This is a genomic window from Bifidobacterium sp. JNUCC 75 (genome assembly GCF_054819865.1).
Genome location: NZ_JBTHIF010000001.1, coordinates 17,608 through 43,025 on the forward strand (window position 1 = coordinate 17,608; position 25,418 = coordinate 43,025).

Here is a 25,418-nt window from a genome sequence, read left to right on the forward strand (position 1 = left end):
GGGCGGGGCCGGCATGCTCCGCCCTTGAGGAGCCTTGTCAATGGTGAATCAACAGAATAATGCATCCACAGGTGACATCCGTGTAACGTTCCGCAGTGACTAACGGATTCCTACCGCCTCCAGGACCTGATCGATGACCAGATCGTTGAGCAGGCGGCCCCGGCGGGTCACCTGAATTCTGTCACCCACGGGCAGCAGGAGCCCCTGGTCGACCAGATCCTTGAGGATCTGCGGGTCTGCTGAACGACCTGCCATCTTGGTCAGTCGACCCATTCCTAGGCCTTCTGGCAGACGCAGGGCCAACATGACTGTCTCCTCCAGGTCCTGCCTCCAACCCAGAAGCTCGGCATCCTGCCAGGGCACATGTCCTGCATCCATGGCGGCCGCCCAGTCCCTTGGGTGGGCGATGTCCCAGGAGCGGATGGCCCGTGCACGCCGTTCCCCCAGACCGGGCTCCGGCGAAAGCCACCAGCGTACCCCGGGATCGGCCTCTTGAGCTGCTGCTTTTCCGGTGGCCCTGAACCCGGGCGAAACGGAGGAGACGGGCTCCGGTTCCCAGGCTTCTTCCACCGGTGCCATGCCTGTGCCCTCCCCTTCCAAAGCACGATAGTGGGAGTGGGCGCCAGGCCCGATGCCGGCCCAGTCTACGTTGTGCCAATAGCCTAGGTTGTGACGACTCTCCTGGCCGGGGCGGGCCCAGTTTGAGATCTCATACCAGTAGAGGCCCGCCTCGGAGAGCATGTCGTCGGCCATCTCGTACTTGGCCGCCTCGTCATCGTCATCGGGCGCGGGCAGTTGGCCCCGGCGCACTGCACGGCCCATCTTGGTGGTGGGCTCCAGGGTCAGGGCGTAGGCGGAGACATGCTCCACGCCCAGGTCCAGAGCCGCCTGCAGGCTGGTCCGCCAATCCTCAAGCTGCTCCCCCGGCGTCCCGTAGATCAGGTCCACACTAGCCCTGAGACCCAAGTCTTTAGCAGCGGCCACGTCAGTGGTCACATTGGCCGGGGTATGGGTACGATCCAGGGTTGCCAGGACGCTGGGCACCGCTGACTGCATACCGAAAGAAACGCGATTGATGCCGCCCCGGAGTAACTGCTTCAGGTAGGTCCGATCCACAGTGTCGGGATTGGCCTCGGTGGTGATCTCGGCCCCGGAGGACAGGCCCCAGAGGTCGGCTACGGCCCCGACCATGCGTACCAGATCCCGGGCAGGCAGAATGGTCGGGGTGCCTCCGCCGAAGAAGATGGTGGACACGGGCGGCTCTATCAGCCCCCTAGAGGTCTGCCAGTCCCGGACCATGCGCATCTCCTGTATGGCCAGATCGGCGTAGTGCTCCCGGCTGGCGCCCCCGCCTAGGTCGCTGGCTGTATAGGTGTTGAAGTCGCAGTAGCCGCAGCGGCGCATGCAGAAGGGCACATGGATGTAGACCTGGTAGGATCCCACCCGTTCAGCCCTCCTTCTTAGCGGCGGCCCGGATTTTGTCCTTAGTGTCCCGATCCTGGGCCTGGCCCGTGCTCAGGGCGGCGATGAAGGCCTCTTGGGGCACCTCGACATGTCCCAGCATCTTCATGCGCTTCTTGCCGGCCTTCTGCTTCTCCAGCAGCTTGCGCTTGCGGGTGATGTCGCCCCCATAGCACTTTGCCAGCACATCCTTGCGCAAGGCGCTGATGGTCTCCCGGGCGATGATTCGGGACCCTATGGCCGCCTGTATGGGTATCTCGAACTGCTGGCGGGGAATCAGCTTGCGCAGCTTTTTGGTCATCATCACCCCGTAGGCGTAGGCCTTGTCCTTGTGGACGATTGCCGAGAAGGCGTCAATCTTTTCCCCCTGGATGAGGATGTCCACCTTGACCAGGTCAGCGGACTGGGTCCCGTCGGGCTGATAGTCAAGGCTAGCGTAGCCCTTGGTTCGACTCTTCAGCTGGTCGAAGAAGTCGAAGACGATCTCGGCCAAGGGCATCTTGTAGTGCATCTCGACACGCTCGGGACTCAGATATTCCATGGTCCCCATCTGCCCGCGATGGTCCTGGCAGAGCTCCATGACCGGTCCGATGAACTCCTTGGGGGTGATGATATCGGCGCTGACAACGGGTTCCAGAATCTGACGAACCTTGCCATCGGGGAACTCGCTGGGGTTGGTCACCGTGTGCTCGCTGCCGTCTTCCATGGTGACCTGATAAGTGACGTTGGGGGCCGTGGCGATCAGGTCCATGCCGAACTCCCTGCTCAGGCGCTCGGTGACAATCTCCATGTGCAGCAGCCCCAGGAAGCCACAGCGGAAGCCGAAGCCCAGGGCCACCGAGGTCTCTGGCTCGTAGACCAGGGCGGCATCGTTGAGCTTGAGCTTGTCCAGGGCGTCGCGCAGCTCGGGGAACTGGGCGTTGTCGATGGGGAAGAGCCCGGAATAGACCATGGGTTGGGGATCCTGATAACCGGGCAGGGGCTCTTTGGCTGGCTTGGCCTCGGTGGTGACTGTGTCGCCCACCTTGGACTGGCTGACGTCCTTGACGCCGGTGATCACGTAGCCGACCTCCCCGGCACCCAGGGCCTTGGTGGGGGTCATGTCCGGACTAATCACGCCCAGTTCGATGGGGTCGTGCACGGTCGCCCGGCCCATCATGCGGATCTTCTGGCGCTCCTTAAGCTCGCCGTCTACCATCCTGATGTAGGTGACGATTCCCCGGTAGGAGTCGTAGACCGAGTCGAAGATAAGGGCGCGGGCCGGAGCCTTGGGGTCCCCCTTGGGGGCGGGCACCTGGTCCACGATGCGGTCCACCAGCTCGCGGATCCCCTGGCCGGTCTTGCCTGACACACGGAGCACCTCATCAGTGGAGCAGCCGATCAGATTGGCAATCTCCTCGGCATGCTTATCCGGTTCGGCCGAGGGCAGGTCGATCTTGTTGAGGACGGGGATGATAGTCAGGTCATCCTCCAGGGCCATATACAGGTTGGAGAGGGTCTGCGCCTCGATGCCCTGGGTGGCGTCCACCAGCAGCACCGCGCCCTCACAGGCTTCCAGAGCCCGGGATACCTCGTAGGTGAAGTCCACATGACCGGGGGTGTCAATCATGCCCAAGGTGTATTCGACGCCGTCCTTGACCCAGGGTAGGCGAACGGCCTGGGACTTGATGGTGATGCCGCGCTCCTGCTCGATGTCCATCCTGTCCAGGAACCGGTCGTGCATCTCGCGCTTGGGCACGATCCCACTCAGCTGCAGGATCCGGTCGGCCACTGTGGATTTGCCGTGATCGATGTGGGCGATGATGCAGAAGTTGCGGATCAGCGATTGGTCGGTGAATCCTGGTTGGTTCTTGGCTTCCTGCACCGGTCTGCTCTCCTCACGTACGTCTGGTCTAACGATTCTAGACGATGCCCTGGGCCGAAGCGCCCGCCTCCGGCGGATTCTTCTCCCGGTCGGGTGCTATTATGGTGGGTTGTCTGTACAGATACATTCATCGTTTGGAGCAACATTGGCAAACATCAAGTCGCAGAAGAAGCGGGTCATCACCAACGAAAAGGCGCACCTGCGCAACAAGGAGGTCAAGAGCGCAATCAAGACCTCAGTGCGTTCCGTGCGTAATGCCGTGGATGCCGGTGACAAGGAGGCCGCTCAGGCTGCTTACCAGGTGGCCGCCCGTCGTCTGGACAAGGCTGCAGGAAAGGGTGTAATCCACCGCAACCAGGCCGCCAACCGCAAGTCCGGTCTGGCCAACGCCGTCAACGCCCTCTGAACCGGGTGCCCTATAAGGGCCGGTGATCCAAGCGCTTGGATCACCGGCCCTTTTTGATGCCCGGCTCACCTTTTGAATTCTCGTTGGCATCTTCGTCGGCGTGCTTGATGGTGACGCTAATGTCCGACCGGCCACGCATCAGATGACGGATGGCCCTGGCCAGCTGGACATCATTGAGCGGTAGCCGGGCCGAACGCCGGTCCATTGCCCCAGGCACCAGAATGTCGAATTTCACGGAGATAATGCGCAGGACGACCACCAGGGCCACGATGGCAAGGTCCAGGATCATGTCGACCCTTGCCGGATAGAGTCCATGCTGCTGGGCGCGCGTGGATGCCAGGGTCAGCAGGCATCCGATCAGTGAGGGCAGCGCGTACCAGTGCTGGTCCTGGATGACCGCCGGCACCTGGTTGAGAAGGATGTCTCGCAGTAGACCACCCACCAAGGCCGTGGCCATGCCCATGAAGATGGCCGTCATGCCACCGGTTCCGCACATCAGGGCCTTGGCGGTCCCGTTGACGGCGAAGGATCCCAGCGCCATGGCATCGGTGACCAGCATGGACCAGGTCATCCTGCTGATTTCGGGATGGGCGACAGCCACCACCAGGCCGGATGCCAAAGTGACGATGACCGAGCCCTTGTCAGTGATGCCGCTGGGCGGCACCTGGCCCAGAAGAACGTCACGCACCACCCCGCCGCCCAGAGCGCTAATCCATGAAACCAGCAGGATGGCGATGATGTCGTAGCCCTTGCGCACGGCAGCCAGACCGCCCGAAAGTCCGCAGCTGAAGATGCCCAGGTACTCGATGACCATGAAGATCAGGTTCCCCTCCAAGGCCGTCTTCATCCCGCGCTTCTCCTCTCGGAATCGTCCCGCACTCAAATCTGTCTATAGATTAGCCAACCCAAAAGCTGAACAGGCCGATGATATGCCCAAGACCACAAAGATAACGAAAGGCGGCCCGGGGCGGAATATCGCCCTGAAGCCGCCTTCCTTTCAAGACCTGTCAGGCAGGAATGAGGCCAGTGCTCAGCAAACCTTCCACATCCAGTCGTGCGGATCCTCGATCTCGCCCAGCTGGATGCCCAGAAGCTCGTTGCGGAAGTCCATGGTGACCTTGCCTGAACCACCGTCGGCCACCTGGACGTCGAAGTTCTCGGACTTGAAGCGTCCGATCGGGGTGATGATGGCGGCGGTCCCGCAGGCGAACACCTCAGTGACCTCGCCCGAGCGGATGTCGTCCAGCAGGGTGTCCAGACGGATCATGGTCTCCACCACGTCACGACCGTGGTCCTGGGCCAGGGCAATCAGGGAGTTGCGGGTGACGCCGGGCAGAATGGTTCCGGTCAGGCTGGGGGTCTCCAGGTGTCCGTCCTTGTGGACGGTGAACATGTTCATGCCGCCAAGCTCTTCCAGGTAGGTCTTAGTGGCCGCGTCGACGAAGCAGACCTGCTCGCAACCGTGCTCAGCACCGCGGTTCTCACCCAGCAGGGATGCCGCATAGTTGCCGCCGCACTTGGCGAAGCCGGTGCCACCGGGACCGGTGCGGAACCACTTGTCTTCCACCCAGATGCTGACCGGCTTAACACCGCCAGCGAAGTAGGGTCCCGAGGGCGAGGCGATGACGCAATAGTCCACCGCATGTGGTGCGCGCACGCCCAGAAAAGGCTCGGAGGCGAACATATAGGGGCGCATATAGAGCGTATACTCACGACGCTTGGGCACCCAGGCCGCGTCACGGCGGACCAGGGCCGCGACTGATCCCAGGAAGTCATCGGGCTCGAGCGGAGGCAGGGCCAGACGCTTGGCAGAATTGTAGAAGCGCTGAGCATTGGCATCGGGCCGGAAGAGCCAGATGGAGCCGTCGTCATGGTAGTAGGCCTTGAGTCCCTCAAAGGCCTCCTGGGCATAGTGAAGCACCGAGGCGCCCGGATCCAGGCTGAGCGGTCCGTAGGGCTCAACCCTGCGGTCCTTCCAGCCGTCGTTTGAAGTCCATCCCATGTGGGCCATGTTGTCTGAGAAGAGCTGGCCGAAGGCAGGCTTGTCAATCAGCCGGGCACGTTCCTCGTCAGAGGCGGGATGATCGTTGGGAATGACCTTGAAAGCGTCCGCCAACTCATTGAGTGCCTTCGGGTCGTGATGTGATTGCTCTGCCATTATCTACCACTTCTTCTTGCTACTGTATTGGTTGCTCGGGCGCTATGCTTATGGCCATGCCCGGTACCCGAACTATCGCATAGGCAGACCCTGACCCGTCCAGCGTATTTCGCATAGTGACCGTTATAAACAAAAAGGCCGCAGGATCGTGATGATCCCACGGCCTTGCAGATTGAACCTCTTGGTTCACTCGCTTTGTTCGTCGGCCTCCGGGGCAGCTTCCGCCTCGGTCTGTTCGGTTTCCTCGGTGGGGGTCTCCAGGCTCTCCTCCTTGGGGATCTCGACGGAGACGATGGATTCCTCCATATCGTCGATGATCAGCTCGGAGCCTTCGGGCAGCTTGATGTCCTTGGCCAGGATCTTGTCGCCCTCTGCCAGGCCTTCAACGCTGATATCGATGCGCTCGGGCAGGTTGGACACGTCGGCCCGGACCTGCAGGTTCTGGGTGTCGACCAAGGCCACGGCAGCGCCCTTGGTCTCGCCGCTGACGAAGACAGGCACCTCCACGGTGACCTTCTCGCCGGCGCGGACCTCATAGAAGTCGATATGCTCTACCTGGCGCTTGACTGGGTTGCGCTGCACGTCCTTGACCACCGCCGTCTTGGTCTGTCCGCCGAAGCTGATCGAGAAGAGGGCGTTGGCGCGGCGCAGGGCTAAAGTGGTCTCGCGCATGGGCAGCTTGATGTAATCGGGCTGGGCGCCTCCGGCGTAGATGGTGGCGGGGATCTGCTGGGCCACGCGCATGCGGCGTGCCGCCCCCTTGCCAAATTGGTCGCGGACTTCGCCCTCGAGCTTAATTGTGTTAGCCATGTTGGCTTCCTTCCTTGAGTGGTTCCTCAAGACCGACCTGGGCCGGTCCTGGCGCATCGCCGCGTCGGATTCCGGACCGCCAAAAAGGAAAGGCCGCCGATGATCCAGCCGAGTCGATAACGGAGGCCATGAAAGCCTCCCTCGCCAAAGCAACGTGCCTACTTTAGCACCGGGCCCGCCCTTCTCCAAGTAAACGGCTATTCTGGACATATCCCGCGATTATTGAAGGAGACAACGTGTCGTTACTAGCATCGGTCAAATCTTTTGTGGCACACCAGGTGGGTCATGGGGAGGGACCGACCGGCGAGGAAGCTGCGGATCCATCAGGTGCCGCCCAGGAAGCCCTCGCCCTGCCCAATACGCATTTCTGGTCAGCTGACTACGCCACCACCACGCGCATGGATCCGGCTTCAGGACTGCTTTCAGCCACCACCGCCGGCATGGGTCCAGTGCCAGACGACATGACCGTCTATGACATCTACGCTGATCGAGCCCGCCGCACTCCTGACCAGCCGGTTCTGCACTTTGTGGAGAACGGCAGCTGGACCTACCGGACCGGCCGAGAGATTCTGCACGACATCAGGACCACCGCCAAGGGCTTCATGCACTACGGGCTGAAGAAGGGCGATGCCGTGGCCTTCATGTGCAGGACCAGCTATGAGTGGGACATCGTGGATGCCGCGGTCCTGTCCATCGGCGGGATCATCGCCACCATCTACGACACCGATTCGTCCGAACAGATCCGATTCATCGTTAACAACTCCGATGCCAGGCTCCTGGTGGTGCAGACCGCCGAGATGCGTGCCAAGGCGGAGGGGGCCGACAAGGAGTGCCCCACTTTAGAGCGGATCGCCTGCCTGGAGTCCGGGGCTCTGCAGGAGCTCCAGGCCTATGGAGAGTCGGTCAGCGACGCCGAACTCGACGAGCGAATCAACTCCATCCGCAAGACCGACCTCTGCTCCATTGTTTACACCTCTGGTTCCACAGCGGCGCCCAAGGGCGTGGAGATGACCCATGAGCACTACTGCCAGCTGGCCAGAAATCTGAACGCCTTCATCCCGAATCTGACCCACGACCCGAATGGATCCATCCTGCTCTTCCTGCCCCAGGCCCACACCTTTGCTCGGGCCATCAGCTACGGGGTCGTCTACGGGACCATGCATGTCTACATCTCCTCTGGTTTGGCTACCCTGCTGTCCGATCTGCAGGAGTCCCAGCCCACGGTCATCATCGGCGTGCCCAGGGTCTTCGAGAAGGTCTACAACGCCGCCTCCCAGAAGGCCGGGCACGGCATCAAGGGCAGGATCTTCAACGGAGCGGCACGTGCGGCACGCACCTACATGGAGGACATCTCTCGCCAGGGCTGGCCGACCAGGCGCAGCGCCCTGCGGCGAGCCTTCTACGACCCGCTGGTTTATTCTTCTTTGCGCCAGGTCCTGGGCGGGCGGGCCAAGTGGATCGTCTCCGGAGGCGCTCCTCTGGACCCGGAATTGCTGGGCTTCTTCCGCGGATCCAATGTCCCGGTCTATGAAGGCTACGGCCTGACCGAAACCACAGCACCCTGCGCCTTCAACCCCCTGGGCACCCCCTACCACAGGGGCTCTGTAGGCATTCCCTTCCCGGGATTCACCATCCGTATCGCCTCGGACGGCGAGGTGCAAATCAAGGGCGTCTGTGTATTCCACCGCTACCACAAGAATGAAGAGGCCACCCGCGATTCCTTTACTGAGGACGGCTGGTACGCCACCGGCGACCTGGGACGGCTCTCCCGAGACGGGTTCCTCTTCCTGACCGGGCGCAAGAAGGACCTGATCATCACGGCCGGCGGCAAGAACGTCTCCCCCAGGCCCATCGAGGAAGTCATCGAGCGCTCCGAAATTGTCTCCCAGGCCCTGGTTCTAGGCGACAAGCGCCCCTTCATCTCAGCCCTGGTCACCCTGAACGAAACAGCCCTGCGTCCCTGGCTGGCCTCCAAGGGTCTGGATCGCAACATGTCCCTTCAGGAGGCAGCACAGAACGCTGTGGTCCGGGCCGAGGTCCAGGAGTATGTGGACCGGGCCAACGAGGGCGTCTCCCGGGCCGAGTCGGTGCGCAAGTTTATCATCCTGCCCGAGGAGTTCACCCAGGACAATGGTCTGATGACACCATCCATGAAGGTGATTCGGCCCAAGGTCATCGAGCGCTACGCTGACCTGCTGAACACCCGGATGTATACGGCCAAGCGCACCCCGGCACCCCGCCGCTGAACACGATCAGAACCCCAGGCGCTCCAACTGCTTGGGGTCAGTCTGCCAGTTGCGGGCGACCTTGACGTGCAAATCCAACCGGACCTTGCGACCCATGGTCCGGTTGACGGCGGTGCGCAACTTCTTCTTCACGCGCACCAGGTGCTCAGCCCCCCGCCCGATGACGATGGGCTTCTGGGAGTCACGCTCTACATAAATGCCTATATGGACCGTGTCGCGCCCGCCCTCTGGATCCGGATCGATTGACTCCACACGAACTGCCAGGGAGTGGGGCAGCTCGTCGTTGAGCTCCTCTAGGTAGGCTCCGCGAACCAGCTCAGCAATCATGTCCTCGGGACGCTCCTCGGTCAGCTGGTCGTCAGGGTAGAGCTGAGGGCCTTCGGGCATGACATCCATTAGAACCTTGGCCACCTCGTCCACGTTGTCAGCCTCCAGGGCGCTGACCGGAACAATCTGGGAGAAGTCGGCGAAGGCCCCGATCTGCAGGAGCTTGTCCACCAGCTTTCTTTTGCTCAGCTGGTCGATCTTCGTCACTACGGCGATTAGAGGCTTTCGCCAAATCCACTTGCCGTCCTTGTCCTTATGGGCGAAATCGGACCGCAACCGGCTGAGAATGCGACGGTCGCCTGGACCGATGGCCTGGTCTGCGGGCAGCAGGAACGCAATGGCATCCACGTCCGACAGGGAGGCCTCCACCACGTCGTTGAGCCGTTGGCCCAACAAGGTACGCGGGCGATGGATGCCTGGGGTGTCCACCAAGACCACCTGGGCTTCGGGGCGGGTCATTATCCCCCGAATGGCCTTGCGGGTAGTCTCTGGCCTTGAGGAAGCTATGGCGATGGGCCTGCCTACCAGGGCGTTCATGAGCGTGGACTTGCCCACATTGGGTCGGCCCACTACCGCCACGAAACCCGATCGGTGGACCGGTGCCTTGCCTTCGCTCTGTTCTTCCTTGGTCATGAATTCTCCTGACTGTCCTGCTCGGATTGATCCCTGTCGGCCTGTTCGTCTTCTTGCTCCGCACCGTCTTCCAGGTCCAGGGCGATGTTGGATCCGTTGGCTGGCTCGACCACGATGGTGGCGATCTTCTTGCGACGGCCGACCGCCTCGCCGGCGGTCAATCTTATTCCTCGAGTCACCGCCGATGAGCCTGAAACTGGCACGGAGCCCAGCAGCTTGGTCAACAAACCGTAGACCGTATCTACGTCATCTTCATCAATGGTGATCTCGTAGAGCTCCTCCAGGTCGGCGATAGGCGTGCGGACCGGCAGCTGCCAAGTATGCGGGCCGATCTGCTTGGGCTCGTCGTGCTGGACCCGGTCGTGCTCATCCTCCAGCTCGCCCACGATCTGCTCGATGGCATCCTCAATGGTGACCAAACCGGCTATGCCCCCGTACTCGTCCACAACCACAGCCAGGTGGTGGCGTGAGCGTTGCATGTAGTGGAAGAGGTCGTCCACGGGCTTGGACTCTGGCACCAGAACGGGACGACGGATGATGGAGGCAACTGATCTGTCACCCTTGCGGTTGAAGGCCAGGGCACGGACCACGTCCTTCAAATAGACGATACCGACCAGGTCATCCACATCTTCACCAATGGCGGGAATACGGGAGAATCCCGACCGGGAGAAGAGCTTCAGAGCCGAATCCAAACTGGCATCCTTGGAGATGCAGATCATGTCGGTGCGAGGAACCATGATTTCGCGTGTCAGCGTAGTCGATAGTGTCAGCACATTCTTCAACATCTCGGAGATCTCGGGATCAAAGGCACCGGCCTCCACCAGCTGGTCGACCATGGCCCGACCCTGTTCGATCTGGATCTTCTCCAGTTCCTCGTCGTCGGAAAGTTCGCCGCGAAGGTTTTTGCGGGCACTGGCTTCAGCCTGCCGTCGACGCTTGAAGGGGGTCAACAGAACAGCCATCCCGACCAGGCGCACGTGTTTGAGCAACGCTTCCATGGGCTGACGGGAACGACCACGAGGGCCCAGGGTGACGGAGATGGCAGCCACCAGGATGGCCATGACCACTCCGCACAGCAGCTGCTCCCAGAGAGGCATGCCACCAAGAGCAGCCATGCAGGCCACCAGGACGCCGACCATGATGTCACAGATGATGCGGAAAAAGGCACAGGCGCTTCCAGTCACCTGCCGCTGGGAGATTAGGTTCTGGGCCCGATGAATGCGGTCGATTCGCTTCATCCTGGAGAACTGGCTGAGTTCCTGGTCGGTCTGCAGGCCCAAAATCAAATTGTTGAGACTGGATCGGGTCACTCTGTTGAGCGCCCCCTGGGCCTCGGCCAGCGCCAGGGAGAGTATGACCAAGGCGATGATGGCCAAAGCCATGACCACCATGGCGGCTATGGTCCGCTCATTCATGAGATTTGCCTCTCTGAGAGGCACCACGGCCGTACCGCTCATAGATCTCCAAAGCATTGGTGGCTCCGGCCGGCAGCGCGGCATTCGCAATGGGCCCCTGGCGCAAGGCCAGGAAGGTCAGCAGCAGCTGGCGCTGCAGTCCGAACATCTGCGCCTCCTGCTCCCTGCTGGCGTGGTCGTATCCAAGCAGATGCAGGGTGCCGTGAATCGCCAGCAGCAGCATCTCCTCCATGGTGGAATGACCGGCAGCCAGAGCCTGCTGTGCCGCCACCCAGGGGCAGATGACGATGTCGCCCAGGATGCCCTCCTGCCGATGGTTCTCGTCGCCGGGACGCAGCTCGTCCATAGGGAAGCTCATGACATCAGTAGGGCCGACCAGGTTCATCCAGCGCTCGTGCAGCACCGCCATGGGCTCGGGATCGTTGAAGATGATAGTCATGTCGGACTGGGTGCTCACCCGCATCTGGTCCAGCACCCACACTCCCAGATCGGAGAAGGTTTTGGCATCGATCAGCCATTGGGTCTCGTTGGTCACTTCAACGCTCATGCCTGCTCCCGTCTCCGGCTGCGGGCTTGATCGGCGCGGTCGTAGGCCCGGACAATCTGCCCGACCAGCCGATTGCGCACCACATCGGCCGCCTGCAGGTGCACGAAGGCAATATCGTCGATGCCGTGCAGAACCTGTTCGATAGTGGCCAGACCAGACGCAGGCCCACCCAAATCCACCTGGGTGACGTCGCCGGTGATGACCATCTTGGTGTTGAAGCCCAAGCGGGTCAGGAACATCTTCATCTGCCTGCGGGTGGTGTTCTGCGCTTCGTCCAGGATGACGAAGGCATCGTTCAGGGTGCGCCCCCGCATGTAGGCCAGCGGGGCCACTTCAATGGTCTCATCGGCCAGAAGGCGGTGGAGCCGCGAAGTGCCCAGCATGTCGGCCAGGGCATCGTAGAGGGGCCGCAGATAGGGGTCGACCTTCTCATTGAGGGTGCCAGGCAGAAAGCCCAGGCTCTCTCCCGCCTCCACAGCAGGCCGGGTCAGGATGATGCGGCCGATGCGGCCGGCCCGGAATTCCTGAACGGCCTTGGCCACTGCCAAATAGGTCTTGCCGGTGCCGGCCGGACCAATGCCGAAAGTGATGGTATGCGTTTCAATGGCGGCCACATAGGCGGACTGGCCAGCGGTCTTGGGCCTGATCGGACCCTTGGAAGCCTGGGTCAGAGGGCGGCGGCGAACTGCAGCTGGGGCTGCCTGACGTGGTTGGTCAATGCCTTCCAGAGCGTTGTTCCGCTCCGACTCTGCCATAGCTGTCTGCCCATAATCGCGGTCTACAGAAGTATGGTTTATCGTATTGCGATCCTGAGTATTGCGGTCTGTAATTTTCTGCTCTTCCGGATGGGAGTAATCGGCTGCGTCGGCGTTCCCCAAACGACGGTGGTCCAGTATTCGCCCCACCTGATCGGCATCCACGGGAACCTGATCGGCGTTCTGCATGAGTTCGGTCAGTAGATCCCTGATCTGTGCCGCCTCAACGTCGCCCTGCCGGTCCTGAGCCCGCAGCATAATCCGGTTGCCACGAACCAGGATAGACACTGCCGGGAAGGCACGCTCGATCCTGTCAATGACTGCGTCTTCCGGCCCCAACACCTGAACCGGGTCGATTCCCTCCGGAATCTCCAGGGTTCGCGTAGTTACCGCCACGGATTCCCTTCCTGCACGATGACGATGGTGAACATGGGCTTCACTCGGGCAGCACCTGTCCGGTCAGGACGTGGGCGTGGACATGAAAGACCGATTGGCCGGCATCCTCCCCCGTGTTGAAGATCAGCCGGTAGGCTCCGTGGAAATCCTGGTCGGCGATCTGCTGCGCCACCTGGACGATGTGGGCCAGGGTGTTGGGATCGGCCTTGGCCAATTCAGCCACGGACGCGTAGTGGTGACGCGGGACGATCAGGACATGGACGGCGGCCTTGGGGTTGGCATCCTTGAAAGCGTAGACGGTCTCATCCTCATAGACCTTTTCACTGGGGACCTCCCCTGCCACGATTTTGCAGAAAATGCAGTCCTCCTGTCGATCGTCATCGCTCATGACCACTCCTCACTGTTTGCTGACAATGCTGTTTTCGTTGTTTCCCATCTTATGGGCGAGGATGTATATTGCGCGCGACTTCATGCGCTGGGCTCAGGGGCTTCCGACTGCCAGCGACCCAGCATGTCCGCCAGCAGGGTCAGGGCCACAGGTCCGGCCAGAGCGGCTCGGAGAATGTTCCCGCCCAACCGGACCGGCAGGGCCCCTTCCCTCATCAAGGCCTGGACCTCCTGATCGGCAATCCCACCCTCAGGACCCACAACCACGGCGACCGAGGAGCCAGCTGGCAACTTGTCGACACGTTTACGAACTGCATCCCATCCAAGGTCGGCATCCTGGTGCAGGACCAGAACCAGGCTTCCCTGACCGGTCGCCTTCCGGCACCAGGAGGCCAGACTATGGCTGTCCACCTTGCTCAACAATCGAGGACGATAAACCCTCCGGCTCTGCTCGGTGGCCGCATTCAAGGCGGTCTGCCAGTGCCGTTCGTTGCGGCCGGGCCGCCATTTGGCTATGGACCGGTCAGCCTGCCAGGGCATGACCTGATCCACCCCGATCTGGGTAGCCATGTCGATGGCCTGCTCGTCCCTACCGCCCTTAGCCAGAGCCTGAACAAGAATCAATTCCTTCTCGGGAGGTGCCTGGCGTCCTACAGTGGTGACCTCCACCAAGCCGGTCGATGCATCCCTGACCAGGGCGCTGATGCGCAGTCCATCTCCGTCTGAAAGATCCAGCTGGTCCCCGTTCTTCAGCCTCATGGAGCCCAGGGCATGGCGACGGATGTGCTCGGGCAGGGTCAGGCGCCAGCCGGTATGGAGCTCATCACTGGCCAATGGGGAATCATCATGGTCGGGATCCAGCAGGAAGAGGGGTGCGGTCATGGTGTTAGGCTACAGCCCGCTGCCGAAAAGCACTCTCGATGACGACACGCTCCTCCAATCGCCCAGTGCGCGATGCCGCCCAAGATGCTATGATTATCTCCGTTGCGATTACGCACCTGTCCGGGTGGCGGAATGGTAGACGCGCTAGCTTGAGGTGCTAGTGCCTATATATATACAGGCGTACGGGTTCAACTCCCGTTCCGGACACTCAATCTCCCTTCGATGGGAACTATCAAGGTTCACATCTGTCATGTTTTTTGCTTTTATTGAAAAAAAAAAATAATTTATGTATGCCGACAATCGTTGTTTTCACTAGTCCGGCTGACCAATACGGCTCTTTTGGACTCATTATTCGCATTCTTCATCAAAATGACCCACGCTTGATTTTCGGTTGTGCTGCCTATGCTGTTGACAGAACAAGGCCCAGTCAGCGGTCCCAGGACCAGAAGGAGGAACGGCAGGCGTGCTCAGGGTGAGAATCGACTCCATCGAGGATGACAGAATCGAGGCTTATACCAGGCTAACCGAGCCGCAACTGCGCAATCGTCTGGAACCAGCTAAGGGCCTGTTCATCGCGGAGTCCCCCAAAGTCATCGCCCGTGCTCTGGATGCCGGGGTTGAGCCCATCTCCTTCCTGGTGGAAGAGCCCTGGCTGGAAGGGATGCGTTCAATGTTCGACCAGGTGGACGCAGCCTTCGGACACAACGTTCCCGTCTACGTGGCCAGCCCTGCACAGCTCAAGACCATAACCGGGTACCGGCTTCATCGAGGCGCGCTAGCGGCCATGCGACGCTGGCCTTTGCCCACCGTTGAGCAAATCTGTCGATCGGCAAGGCGAGTGGCCGTCATGGAAAACATAGTTGATCACACCAACATCGGCGCCCTGATGCGTTCTGCGGCAGCCCTGCAGGTGGATGCGGTCCTGGTCACCCCCTCTTGCTCCGACCCCCTTTACCGCAGGGCCGCACGGGTCTCCATGGGCACGGTCTTTCAAGTTCCCTGGACCAGGATCGGCGGCGATGACATCCACGCCTGGCCCGATCAGGGCATGCACCAACTGCATGATCTGGGCTTCACCACGGCGGCTATGGCCCTGAACCGGGATGCCATCAGCCTGGATGAATTGGCTGAACGCCTAGGTCCAGGGCAGGACCAGATCGATCGCCTGGCCCTGATCTTCGGCACAGAAGGCGACGGGCTGAGCCACAGGACCATCGCCCGGGCGGACCTGACCGTGCGCATCCCCATGAGCCACGACGTGGACAGTCTGAACGTGGCTGCCTCAAGCGCTGTGGCTTTCTATGCAACCAGACCCGAACACAATAGCTGAGCCAAGTCTGGCAACTACGCCCAGACAGCCAGTTGAGCTCGTTAACAAACTGACCGAGCCGGCCAACTGATTCCTGCTAACCAACTGAACCCACCTGGCAACTGACAGGGCTATTGAATTGAACCCATGCTACCTAGCGGATTCGTGGTGTCTCAGCCGCTTCACTCCATGACCGAGTCGAGTACTGAATATTGGACAACCATAGGCATTAGGCGATACTTTTCAGCAGGCAACGTTCGAGAATCAGGCAACCACCGAGTGTCGGATGCCGTTGACGCGATCAGCTCTGCTGGGAGGCGACCTGCGAATCCTCATGAATATAGTCGTCTGGGTCGATGGTCCCCCGCCAACGGCCGATGGCCTTGAGACCGTGGTACATGACCAGCGTGGCCACAGAGCCAATAGCGATGCCGTTAAAGCTGACCCCGGCCACCGCGAAGGTGAAGTCGGCGATGCCCACGATCATGACGACGGCGCCCACGGTCATGTTGACGGACTTGCCGAAGTCCACCTTGTTCTCCACCCAGATGCGAATGCCCAGCATGCCGATCATGCCGTAGAGCATGGTGGTGACCCCGCCCAGAACACCGGTGGGGATGGTGTTGATGATGGCCCCGAACTTGGGGCAGAGGGAGAGCAGGAAGGCGAAGATGGCGGCGCACCAGTAGGCGGCCGTGGAATAGACCTTGGTGGCGGCCATGACGCCGATGTTCTCTGCGTAGGTGGTGGTGCCCGAGCCGCCGCCCAGTCCGGCCAGCGTAGTGCCCAGGCCGTCGGCCATCAAGGCGGTGCCGATCTGGTCGTCATAATCACGGCCGGTCATCAGAGCCACTGACTTAACGTGACCGATGTTCTCGGCCACCAGGACCAGCACCACAGGTATGAACATGGCCAGGACAGACGGGTCGGCCTGAGGGGTGTGGAAGTGAGGCAGACCGAACCAGGCGGCCTTTTCCACCGCTGCGAAATCTACCTGGCCCTGGGTGACCGCGAAGATGTAGCCGACGATGACGCCCAGAAGGATGTTGAGTCGGCCGATCAGACCCTTGAAAAGCACGGCTATCAGCATGACGGCCATCAGGGTGACCAGGGCGGTCAGCGGGGCGGATTTGAAGTTCTTCCAGGCCGAGGGGGCCAAGTTGAAGCCGATGATGGCCACGATGGCACCGTTGACCACCGGGGGCATGATCAGATCAATCCATCGCGAACCTGCGAAGTGGACGATCAGGCCGATCAGGAAGAGCAATGCACCGGTGACCATGATCCCGAAGGAGGCCACAGCCAGGCCCTTGTGGGCAGTGGTCACTGCCAGGACCGGGGCGATGAAGCCGAAGGAGCTGCCCAGATAGGAGGGCAGACGGTTGCGGTTGATCAGCAGGAAGAGGGCCGTGGACATGGCCGTGAAGAAGAGGGTGGTAGAGGGGTCGAATCCGGTCAGAATGGGAACCAGGAAGGTGGAGCCGAACATGGCGATAACGTGCTGGGCGCCGATGCCAGCCGTACGTGGCCATGTGAGTCGCTCATCGGGTTCCACAACCTCGCCCGGAGCCAATGTTTTCCCGTCGCCGTGCAGTTTCCAGCCCATGGACAATGCCATTTCACTGTGCTTTCTCTCGTGCGCCGTGCCGGTCACGGCGGACCGGAATCATCAGTATATTCGCACGGGAGGACCCGAAATGGCCTAGAGGACGGAATGCCTCACTGATAGGTAGGCATGTTCTCGAAGTTGAAGCCGATGGCGGCCAGCTGCTCGCGACCCTCAGGGGTGATCATGTCCAGGGTCCAGCGCGGCGACCAGGTCCAGTCGATGCGGAACTCCTCGACCAGGCCCGCCAGGACGCTGGCGCACTGGTCCTCGATCAGGTCAGTCAGCGGGCAGGCCGGCGTGGTCAGGGTCATGGTGATGATGGCCCGTCCCAGTTCGTCGATTTCTATGCCATAGACCAGCCCCAGGTCGACCACATCGATGCCCAGCTCAGGATCGATGACCTGGTGCAGGGCCTCCCTGACATCCTCCGCGGTGGCTCGGCCAATGTCGTCGACGGCCTTGAGAGGGATGGCCTCTTCAACGGCTGCCTCGGCATCAGCGGCATTCTGGTCCGCAGTCTTGGTGCTGTTGTCGACTGGCATGCTGGCCGAGGATTGGTCGTTCGAATCCCGGTCCGCTGACGCATCTTCAGTGGAAGCTTCAGGGATGGCTTCGTCGGCATGTCGATCGTCAGACTTGGCTGAATCGGACTTCTTGTCCGCCTGGCCGTCAACCTGACGCATGGAACCGCCTTCGGCCGACTTAAGAACCGTTTCAGCACCCAAGGGATTGCTGGCCAGCGCCTGTGCCGTGCCGGGATCGCTGATGGCCCTGCCCACCGAGGCCAGGATGGAGTCCTGGGGTTCGGGCACCAGATTCGTATTACCGCTCATACCTGCTCCTCCTTCTCACCTTTGTCGCCGTCTCGTCCGGCTGACAGGGCTTGGGCCACCGAGGCCTTCATGCCCTCCCAGCCCAGCAGGGCGCACTTGATTCGCATGGGATACTTGGACACGCCCTGGAAGACCATGGCATCGCCAAGAGCGTCCTGTGCCTTCTCGTCCTCTAGTCCGGCTCCGCGCGACTCCATGAGCTTGCGGAAGTCGGCAGCCAGATCCATGGCATGATCGACGGTCTGCCCCTGGACCAGATCCACCATGATGGACAGGCTGGCCTGGCTGATTGAGCAACCCGAACCCTGCCAGACGATCCGCTGGATGAGGTCGGGACCACCTTGCTCGCCGGGGGCCACCTCCACATGTATGGTGGCCTGATCCCCGCAGGTGGGATTGAACTGGTGGGACTCGGCAGCCAGGCAGGCCTCGTGCTCCACCCTGATGGTCACGCCGTCGCCACCCGGGTCCTCCCCAGCATCAGCCCGATCCCCTACACGCCCGTGAGGATCCCGGGCTGCGTCCAGGATCACCTCCTGGTACATCTGCTCCAATTCCTCGTCATCCATCCCGAAATCCGCCATGTCCTTAAACCTGCCAGTATGTCTTTGCCAAAACCGTCGATGCGCTGCCGGTGAAGACCTTCAAGCCACCCGGAAGAACCTGCGGACCCCGGAGACGGCATCCAGCAGGGCATCCGTGTCGGCTACAGTATTGTACACGCCGGTCGAGGCCCGGTTGGAGGCCATCAGACCGAAGTGTCGATGGACTGGCTGAGCGCAGTGGTGTCCCACGCGGATGGCAATGCCGCGTGAATCCACGTACTGGCCCACGTCATGGGGGTGGACCCCCTGCACATCGAAGGCGACCGTGCCGATCCGGTCCTTCGGAGTGGTTGGCCCCAGAATGCGTACCCCGTCCAACTCCCCCAGCCTCAACAGACCGGCGGTGATGGCCTTCTCGTGTTCGGCCACGTTCTCCATGCCCAGATCCATCAGCCAATCGGCGGCTACCCCAGCACCGATCATCTGAGCCACCGGCTGGGTGCCGGCCTCGAACCGGGCCGGAGGATCCATGTAGCTGGCTGGACGGTCCAGATAGGCCAGCTCCACCATGGATCCGCCGAATGATGCCGGAGGCAGGGCCTCAAGTAGCTCTCGGCGGCCATAGAGGAAGCCCACACCGGTGGGGCCATACATCTTGTGCGCACTCCAGGCGGCGAAGTCCACACCCATGGCGTGCAGATCGATAGGCAGGTGAGGCACCGACTGGCACACGTCCAGCACCACCAGGGCGCCCACTTGATGGGCACGGCGGACAATGGGCTTGATGTCTGTGATGGCACCAGTCACATTGCTGACGTGGGTCACCGCGACCACCTTGGTCCGCTCGGTTATGACCTGATCGGCTGTATCTGCCAGAACACGGCCTTCCAAGTCCAGATCGAAGTACTTGAGGACTGCTCCGGTCCGATAGCAAAGCTCCTGGAAGGGCAGCAGGACCGAGTGGTGCTCGGCCTTGCTGACCACGACTTCATCCCCGGGCTTCAGCGCAAATCGACGCGCCGCCTTGCCTCCGCGACCCAGACTGGCGTTGCCGAAGGCGGTGGCGAGCAGGTTCAGAGCAGCCGTGGCCCCGGCGGTGACGACAATCTCCTCGCTGCCCTCCTGGCCTTCTGCGCCGACCAGGGCAGCCACACGTGAGCGCGCGTGCTCGAAAGCCACGGTGCTGCGGGCGGCCAGTTCGTGGGCGCCCCTGTGCACCCCGGCATTGTCCTTCAGGTAGAAGTCCCGAACGGCATCGATGACCGCCAGGGGTTTCTGGGCAGTGGCAGCCGAATCCAGATAGACCAGAGGGTGGCCATGCACCTGCTGGTCCAGAATCGGAAACTGCTGTCGAATGCTGTCATCAATGACCATTGCGGACCTCTTCTCTTATCCTCAGGCCAGGGCTGATTCAGAGTCGGCGCCCTCGGGCAGGTACTGGTCGTACCCGGTCTCCTCCAGGGTGTCGGCCAGCTCAGGGCCACCGGTCTTCACAAAGCGGCCGTCGGCGAAAACGTGGACGATGTCAGGCTTGATGTACTTGAGAATCCTGGTGTAGTGGGTAACCATGAGCACACCCATGCCGGTATTCTCCTTGGCCCTGTTGACCCCTTCGGAGACGATGCGCAGGGCATCCACGTCCAGACCGGAGTCAGTTTCGTCCAGGATGGCGAACTTAGGCTTGAGCAGCTCCAGCTGCAGGACCTCGGCACGCTTCTTCTCGCCGCCTGAGAAGCCCTCGTTGACCGAGCGCTGGGCAAACTTGGGATCCATGCGTAGCCGCTTCATGGCTTCATTCAGATCCTTGGTCCACTGACGGATGGCCGGGGCCTTGCCGTCGACCTCGGTCTTGGCGGTACGCAGGAAGTTGGTCATGGATACACCGGGCACCTCGACCGGGTACTGCATGGCCAAGAAGAGCCCGGCCTTGGCTCGCTCGTCTGGGGTCATCTTGAGCAGATCTTGCCCATCCAGCAGGGCCTGGCCTGAATCCACCTCGTACTTGGGATGCCCGGCCAGGGTGTAGGCCAGGGTGGACTTCCCCGACCCGTTGGGACCCATGATGGCGTGGGTCTCGCCGGAGTGGACGGTCAGCGTGGCCCCCTTGAGGATCTGCTTGCGACCCTCCTTGGTCTCCACCGAGACGTGCAGATCCTTGATTTCCAATGTGGACATGTCAGTTCTCCTCCAAAACGTGCTGCATCTCTTGATCCTCGCCGGCCGCCAGCCTGCGGTCGATGACCCCCATCAGGTGCCCGGAGACGCTGGGGACGTCAATCTCCTCCACCAGTTCACCGAAGAAGCCTCGAACCACCAGCTTGCGGGCCTCCTGCTCGGGAATGCCGCGGGACTGCAAGTAGAAGAGCTCCTCGTCGTCGAAGCGTCCGACCGAACTCGCATGACCTGCCCCGATGATGTCGCCGTTCTCGATCTCCAGGTTGGGCTCGGAATCGGCGATGGCCCCAGGGGTCAGAACCAGGTTCCGGTTGAGCTCGTATGAGTCGGTTCCAGGCGCAGTCGGCTGAATGAGCGCGTTGCCCACCCAGGTGGTGTGCGCGCCGATTCCGTCCAAGGCACCCTTGTAGACCACACGGGACTTGCAGTTGGGATGGTTGTGCACCACCATGGTCCGGTGTTCCATGTGCTGGCCGGGATCGACGAAGTAGATGCCCAGCATGTTCAGGTCGCCCTGCTCGCCGCCGAAGTCCTGGTCCATGCGCAGCCGCACGACATCGCAGCCCAGACTGACCACAGAGTGGCGTAGGGAGGCCTCGGCGCCCAGGTGAATGCGGTGGTTGCCTACATGCTTGCTGCCCTTGTCCCACTCCTGAATGAAGGTGGTCGACATCTGCGAATTGTCACCGATGTCGATTTCAACCCCCTCAGCCAGACGTGCCTGGCCCTGGTGCTCGACCACCAGATCGGCCTTGGTACCCGCTTCGGCCTTGATCACCAGGTGGAAAGCATCCAGTTCGGGGCCGCCACCATTGACACGGACCAGCACGGGCTGATCCAGGGTGCCCTTGAGATTGACCACGGTCGCCTGCTTGCCGCTGGCCCACTCCACAGCAGCTGCTCGGTCGCTGGGCTTGAGGACGGTGCCGCAGGGAGCCTGATCCATGGGAATCTGGCTGAAGCTGACCTGATCTGCGGGCGGTTCGGACCCGTCAATCATGGTGACTGAGACCTTGGTCAGACCACTGGGCTTGAAGACAGTGAAGAACTCCTCCATCCGGTCGATGGGGGTAAACCGCCAGTCATCCTGCTTGCGGGTAGGCATGGGAAAGTCATCAGGGTTGAAGGAACGTGGCTCCTTGTCGGCACTAGACGGCATGGTGGCCGGGAAAGCATAGGGATCCTTGGGATCCGCATGCGGAATGGTTATTTCGCTGTTTCGTGACATCAGCCTACCGAACCCTCCATCTGCAATTCGACCAAGCGGTTAAGCTCCAACGCGTACTCCATGGGCAGCTGCCGGGAAATGGGCTCCACGAACCCGCGCACAATCATGCCCATGGCCTCCTTCTCCTCCAGGCCGCGGCTCATCAGATAGAAGAGCTGGTCCTCGGAGACCTTGGAGACGGTGGCCTCATGAGCCATGGAGACGTCGTCCTCGCGAACATCCACGTGCGGGTAGGTATCCGAGCGGGAGTAGTCGTCCACCAGCAAGGCGTCGCAGACCACCGAAGAAGAAGACTTCTCGGCGCCCTTGATGATCTTGACCAGGCCTCGGTAAGCGGCCCTTCCCCCGTTGCGGGAGATGGACTTGGAGACGATGGTGGATGAGGTATGGGGTGCCAGGTGAATCATCTTGGCACCCGTGTCCTGGTACTGCCCCTTGCCAGCGAAGCCCAGGGAGAGGGTCTCGGCCTTGGCGTAGGGCTCGGCCAGGATGCAGGCCGGATATTTCATGGTCGCCTTGGACCCGATGTTGCCGTCCACCCACTCCATGGTGCCGCCCTCGCGCACATAGGCACGCTGAGTGACCAAATTGTAGACGTTGTTGGACCAGTTCTGGACCGTGGTGTAGCGGACACGGGCATGAGGTTCGACCACAATCTCCACGTTGGCCGCGTGCAAAGAGTCAGTGGAGTAAATGGGTGCTGTGCAGCCCTCCACGTAATGGACGTAGGAACCCTCGTCGGCAATGATCAGCGTGCGCTCGAACTGGCCCATATTGGGCGTGTTGATACGGAAGTAGGCCTGCAGGGGGATGTCCACATGGACTCCCTTGGGCACGTAGACGAAGGATCCACCCGACCAGGCCGCCGTGTTCAGTGCGGCGAACTTGTTGTCGTCCGGGGGGATGACCGTGGCGAAGTACTTGCGGAAGAGGTCTGGGTACTCTTTCAAGGCCGTGTCCGTATCCAGGAAGATGACCCCCTGTTTGCGCAAGTCGTCGCGGATGGAGTTGTAGATGACCTCAGACTCGTACTGGGCGGCAACACCGGAGACCAGCCGCTTCTTCTCGGCCTCGGGGATGCCCAGCCGGTCATAGGTGGTGCGGATGTCGTCGGGCAGGTCCTTCCAGTCCTTGGCCTGCTCCTTTAAGGGCTTGACATAGTACTTGAAGTCGTCGGCATCGAACCCGCTTAAATCCACGCCCCACTTGGGCATGGGCTTTTCCATGAAGGCCCGATAGCCCTTGAGACGCATCTGCAGCATCCAGTCAGGCTCGCCCTTGTCGGCCGAGATGGCACGGACGACATCCTCGTCAATGCCCTTGTGGGCATTGCGCCCGGCATCATCGGAGTCGTGCCAGCCATAGGTATAGTCGCCGAACTCGGAGATGATTTGGTCGTCTTTTTTGATTTTTTCTTCGTTGACGCGGGAGCGGTCGGCCACGTACTGGCTCATTTCCACATCCCGCGATGTGTCTGTCCGCTGCGAGGTGCTGTCCACGAGCTGAGACCTCCTAACACACGCACGGCCGCCATATGCGGCCGTTCACACCATTACAGGATAACCGGGACCATAATGAACCGCCAGACCCCGGCTTACGCTCTCTAAGGAATCCGGCCCTACCTCTTGACAGCAGTACCGATACGGACAATCGCCCGCTTCCCATAAGAGGGAAACGGGCGATCATAGTCAACGTTTTTGAAAACGGATTGACCTCAGGCGGCCTCCTGTCCTCCGTGCTCCAGGCTGGCCTTGACCAGGCCGGCGAAGAGGGGGTGCGGCTTGGTGGGCCGGGACTTGAACTCCGGGTGGGCCTGGGTGCCCACATAGAAGGGATGCTGGTCCTGGGAGAGCTCTACGAACTCGGTCAGCTGCCCATCCGGGCTGGTGCCCGAGATGTGCAGGCCGGCCTTGTCCAGCCGCTCCTTGTAGGCCACGTTGACCTCATAGCGGTGGCGGTGACGCTCGGAGATCTCGGTCGAGCCATAGAGCCGGGCCACCAAGGAATCTGGCTTGAGCACTGCTGGATAGGCGCCCAGCCGCATGGTGTGGCCCATGTCGCCATGGCCGGCCACGATGTCCTTCTGTTCCTCCATGGTGGCGATGACCGGGTTTTCGCAGTCAGGCTCGAACTCCGAGGAGTTGGCGTCCTCCAGCCCCAGGACGTGGCGGGCGAACTCGATGACCATGGACTGCAGACCCAGGCAGAGTCCCAGGGCAGGCAGGCCAGTCTCGCGGGCGTAGCGAAGGGCGCCAATCTTGCCCTCGATGCCGCGGATGCCGAAGCCGCCGGGAACCACGATGCCATCCACGCCCTCCAGGGCCTTGCGGGCACCATCCATGGTCTCGCAGGTGTCGGCTGCCACCAGCTTGACCTGGACCTGGGAACGGTTGGCGAAGCCGCCGGCCTTCAGCGCCTCGATAACCGACAGGTAGGCATCAGGCAGGTCGATGTACTTGCCCACGATGGCGATGGCCACCTTGGTACGGGGATTGTGGACTCGGTCCAGCAGGTCCTCCCACTCGTTCCAGTCGACGTCGTGGAAGGGCAACCCCAGCTTACGCACCACGTAGGTGTCAAGGCCCTCCTTATAGAGGATCTTGGGCACGTCGTAGATGCTGGGCGCATCCACGCAGTTGACTACGCCCTCGGCATCCACGTCGCACATGAGGGAGATCTTGTCCTTGATGCCTTGGTTGAGCGGCCGGTCGGAGCGCAGCACCAGGGCATCGGGGGCGATGCCCAGCTGGCGCAGGGCCATGACCGAGTGCTGGGTGGGCTTGGTCTTGAGCTCGTGGGCGGCGGCCACGTAGGGCACCAGGGAGACATGGACGAACATGCAGTTGTCCGGGCCGATGTCCCGACGCACCTCGCGGGCGGCTTCCATGAAGGGCTGGGACTCGATGTCGCCCACAGTCCCGCCGATCTCGGTGATGATCACGTCCACATCGTCGCTGGCCTGGGCCCGCATGCGGCTCTTGATTTCGTTGGTCACGTGGGGAATGACCTGGACGCACTGGCCCAGGTATTCCCCCGCCCGCTCCTTACGCAGAACAGACTGGTAAATCTGACCGGTGGTCACGTTGGCCTTCTGGGAGAGGAAGACATCGGTGAAACGCTCATAGTGGCCGATGTCCAGATCGGTTTCGGCCCCATCCTCGGTCACGTAGACTTCGCCGTGTTGGAAGGGGTTCATGGTCCCCGGATCGACGTTGATGTAGGGATCCAGCTTCTGTTGAAGAACGCGGATTCCGCGGCTTCTCAGCAGTCGGCCCAGAGATGATGCGGTCAGTCCCTTGCCCAGTGAAGAAACCACGCCGCCGGTGACGAAAATGTGTTTGGTGATATGCCCTTGCGAATTTCCATGTTCTCTGACCATGGAACTTCAGCCTATCAGGCAGGAGCGACCAGAAACCGGCCAACACTCGAGGA

General features: G+C 61.4%; 22 protein-coding genes and 1 tRNA gene. 4 read left to right on the top strand and 19 right to left on the bottom strand.

Annotated elements, in window-relative coordinates:
- Nucleotides 1–99 precede the first annotated feature (99 nt).
- Together hemW and lepA are read right to left on the bottom strand one after the other, a co-directional pair.
- A complete protein-coding gene (gene hemW / locus ACVWNW_RS00060; RefSeq protein ID WP_461196290.1) occupies nt 100–1,443 on the bottom strand; it encodes a radical SAM family heme chaperone HemW in 1,344 nt (447 codons plus the stop codon).
- 4 nt (nt 1,444–1,447) lie between these two features.
- On the bottom strand, nt 1,448–3,325 hold the full coding sequence (gene lepA / locus ACVWNW_RS00065) for a translation elongation factor 4 (RefSeq protein ID WP_454482348.1): 1,878 nt from the start codon (nt 3,323–3,325) through the stop codon (nt 1,448–1,450).
- A 145-nt stretch (nt 3,326–3,470) separates the two neighbouring features.
- On the opposite strand from lepA, the gene rpsT reads away from it, so the two are divergent.
- On the top strand, nt 3,471–3,731 hold the full coding sequence (gene rpsT / locus ACVWNW_RS00070; RefSeq protein WP_046322954.1) for a 30S ribosomal protein S20: 261 nt from the start codon (nt 3,471–3,473) through the stop codon (nt 3,729–3,731).
- Between the two features lie 40 nt (nt 3,732–3,771).
- Here the strand turns inward: rpsT and ACVWNW_RS00075 are convergent, their stop codons facing one another.
- The 3 genes from ACVWNW_RS00075 to ACVWNW_RS00085 all read right to left on the bottom strand — a co-directional run bounded on the left by ACVWNW_RS00075 (nt 3,772) and on the right by ACVWNW_RS00085 (nt 6,699).
- The gene (locus ACVWNW_RS00075; RefSeq protein WP_454482351.1) at nt 3,772–4,578 is read right to left on the bottom strand and encodes a trimeric intracellular cation channel family protein; all 807 of its coding nucleotides are present in this window, start codon (nt 4,576–4,578) and stop codon (nt 3,772–3,774) included.
- Nucleotides 4,579–4,761: 183 nt separating this feature from the next.
- On the bottom strand, nt 4,762–5,889 hold the full coding sequence (locus tag ACVWNW_RS00080; protein ID WP_261252658.1) for a branched-chain amino acid aminotransferase: 1,128 nt from the start codon (nt 5,887–5,889) through the stop codon (nt 4,762–4,764).
- A 186-nt stretch (nt 5,890–6,075) separates the two neighbouring features.
- Entirely contained in the window at nt 6,076–6,699 is a 624-nt protein-coding gene (locus tag ACVWNW_RS00085; RefSeq protein ID WP_046322957.1) for a 50S ribosomal protein L25/general stress protein Ctc, read from the bottom strand.
- Between the two features lie 236 nt (nt 6,700–6,935).
- On the opposite strand from ACVWNW_RS00085, the gene ACVWNW_RS00090 reads away from it, so the two are divergent.
- A complete protein-coding gene (locus ACVWNW_RS00090; RefSeq protein ID WP_454482354.1) occupies nt 6,936–8,945 on the top strand; it encodes an AMP-dependent synthetase/ligase in 2,010 nt (669 codons plus the stop codon).
- A gap of 6 nt (nt 8,946–8,951) precedes the next feature.
- On the opposite strand, the gene era is transcribed toward ACVWNW_RS00090, so the two are convergent.
- The 6 genes from era to ACVWNW_RS00120 form a co-directional block, all read right to left on the bottom strand.
- Nucleotides 8,952–9,905, bottom strand: coding sequence for a GTPase Era (era, locus tag ACVWNW_RS00095; RefSeq protein WP_454482356.1), 954 nt, complete (start codon nt 9,903–9,905; stop codon nt 8,952–8,954).
- A complete protein-coding gene (locus tag ACVWNW_RS00100; RefSeq protein WP_110425286.1) occupies nt 9,902–11,320 on the bottom strand; it encodes a hemolysin family protein in 1,419 nt (472 codons plus the stop codon). Before ACVWNW_RS00100 ends, era begins: the two co-directional genes overlap by 4 nt.
- Nucleotides 11,313–11,867, bottom strand: a complete 555-nt coding sequence (ybeY, locus tag ACVWNW_RS00105) for an rRNA maturation RNase YbeY (protein WP_046322961.1) — start codon at nt 11,865–11,867, stop codon at nt 11,313–11,315. Before ybeY ends, ACVWNW_RS00100 begins: the two co-directional genes overlap by 8 nt.
- On the bottom strand, nt 11,864–13,018 hold the full coding sequence (locus ACVWNW_RS00110) for a PhoH family protein (protein ID WP_211120139.1): 1,155 nt from the start codon (nt 13,016–13,018) through the stop codon (nt 11,864–11,866). Before ACVWNW_RS00110 ends, ybeY begins: the two co-directional genes overlap by 4 nt.
- A 40-nt stretch (nt 13,019–13,058) precedes the next feature.
- Entirely contained in the window at nt 13,059–13,406 is a 348-nt protein-coding gene (locus ACVWNW_RS00115) for a histidine triad nucleotide-binding protein (RefSeq protein WP_046322963.1), read from the bottom strand.
- A gap of 80 nt (nt 13,407–13,486) precedes the next feature.
- Nucleotides 13,487–14,287: a 16S rRNA (uracil(1498)-N(3))-methyltransferase gene (locus ACVWNW_RS00120; RefSeq protein ID WP_454482359.1), complete on the bottom strand. Its 801-nt coding sequence runs from the start codon at nt 14,285–14,287 to the stop codon at nt 13,487–13,489.
- Nucleotides 14,288–14,405: 118 nt separating this feature from the next.
- Here ACVWNW_RS00120 and ACVWNW_RS00125 point away from each other — a divergent pair.
- Together ACVWNW_RS00125 and ACVWNW_RS00130 are read left to right on the top strand one after the other, a co-directional pair.
- Nucleotides 14,406–14,494: transfer RNA gene (locus ACVWNW_RS00125), tRNA-Leu, on the top strand.
- 256 nt (nt 14,495–14,750) lie between these two features.
- Nucleotides 14,751–15,617, top strand: coding sequence for a TrmH family RNA methyltransferase (locus ACVWNW_RS00130; RefSeq protein ID WP_454482361.1), 867 nt, complete (start codon nt 14,751–14,753; stop codon nt 15,615–15,617).
- Nucleotides 15,618–15,897: 280 nt separating this feature from the next.
- Here ACVWNW_RS00130 and ACVWNW_RS00135 read toward each other — a convergent pair whose 3' ends face one another.
- The 8 genes from ACVWNW_RS00135 to ACVWNW_RS00170 form a co-directional block, all read right to left on the bottom strand.
- Nucleotides 15,898–17,214, bottom strand: a complete 1,317-nt coding sequence (locus ACVWNW_RS00135) for a uracil-xanthine permease family protein (protein ID WP_454482363.1) — start codon at nt 17,212–17,214, stop codon at nt 15,898–15,900.
- A gap of 101 nt (nt 17,215–17,315) precedes the next feature.
- Nucleotides 17,316–18,038, bottom strand: coding sequence for a metal-sulfur cluster assembly factor (locus ACVWNW_RS00140; RefSeq protein WP_121913442.1), 723 nt, complete (start codon nt 18,036–18,038; stop codon nt 17,316–17,318).
- Nucleotides 18,035–18,622, bottom strand: a complete 588-nt coding sequence (sufU, locus tag ACVWNW_RS00145) for a Fe-S cluster assembly sulfur transfer protein SufU (protein ID WP_121913443.1) — start codon at nt 18,620–18,622, stop codon at nt 18,035–18,037. The genes ACVWNW_RS00140 and sufU overlap by 4 nt, the downstream gene beginning before the upstream one ends.
- 60 nt (nt 18,623–18,682) lie before the next feature.
- Nucleotides 18,683–19,957 carry a SufS family cysteine desulfurase gene (locus ACVWNW_RS00150; RefSeq protein WP_454482366.1) on the bottom strand — a complete coding sequence of 425 codons (1,275 nt, stop codon included), beginning with the start codon at nt 19,955–19,957 and terminating at the stop codon, nt 18,683–18,685.
- A gap of 21 nt (nt 19,958–19,978) precedes the next feature.
- Nucleotides 19,979–20,758: a Fe-S cluster assembly ATPase SufC gene (gene sufC / locus ACVWNW_RS00155; protein WP_029678566.1), complete on the bottom strand. Its 780-nt coding sequence runs from the start codon at nt 20,756–20,758 to the stop codon at nt 19,979–19,981.
- A 1-nt stretch (nt 20,759) separates the two neighbouring features.
- Complete coding sequence (gene sufD, locus ACVWNW_RS00160; RefSeq protein WP_454482369.1) at nt 20,760–21,986, bottom strand: Fe-S cluster assembly protein SufD; 1,227 nt, start codon at nt 21,984–21,986, stop codon at nt 20,760–20,762.
- Complete coding sequence (gene sufB, locus ACVWNW_RS00165; RefSeq protein WP_081581024.1) at nt 21,986–23,440, bottom strand: Fe-S cluster assembly protein SufB; 1,455 nt, start codon at nt 23,438–23,440, stop codon at nt 21,986–21,988. The genes sufD and sufB overlap by 1 nt, the downstream gene beginning before the upstream one ends.
- A 260-nt stretch (nt 23,441–23,700) precedes the next feature.
- Nucleotides 23,701–25,365 (bottom strand): CTP synthase, encoded by a 1,665-nt coding sequence (locus tag ACVWNW_RS00170; RefSeq protein WP_046322971.1) that lies wholly within the window; start codon nt 25,363–25,365, stop codon nt 23,701–23,703.
- Nucleotides 25,366–25,418 lie beyond the last annotated feature (53 nt).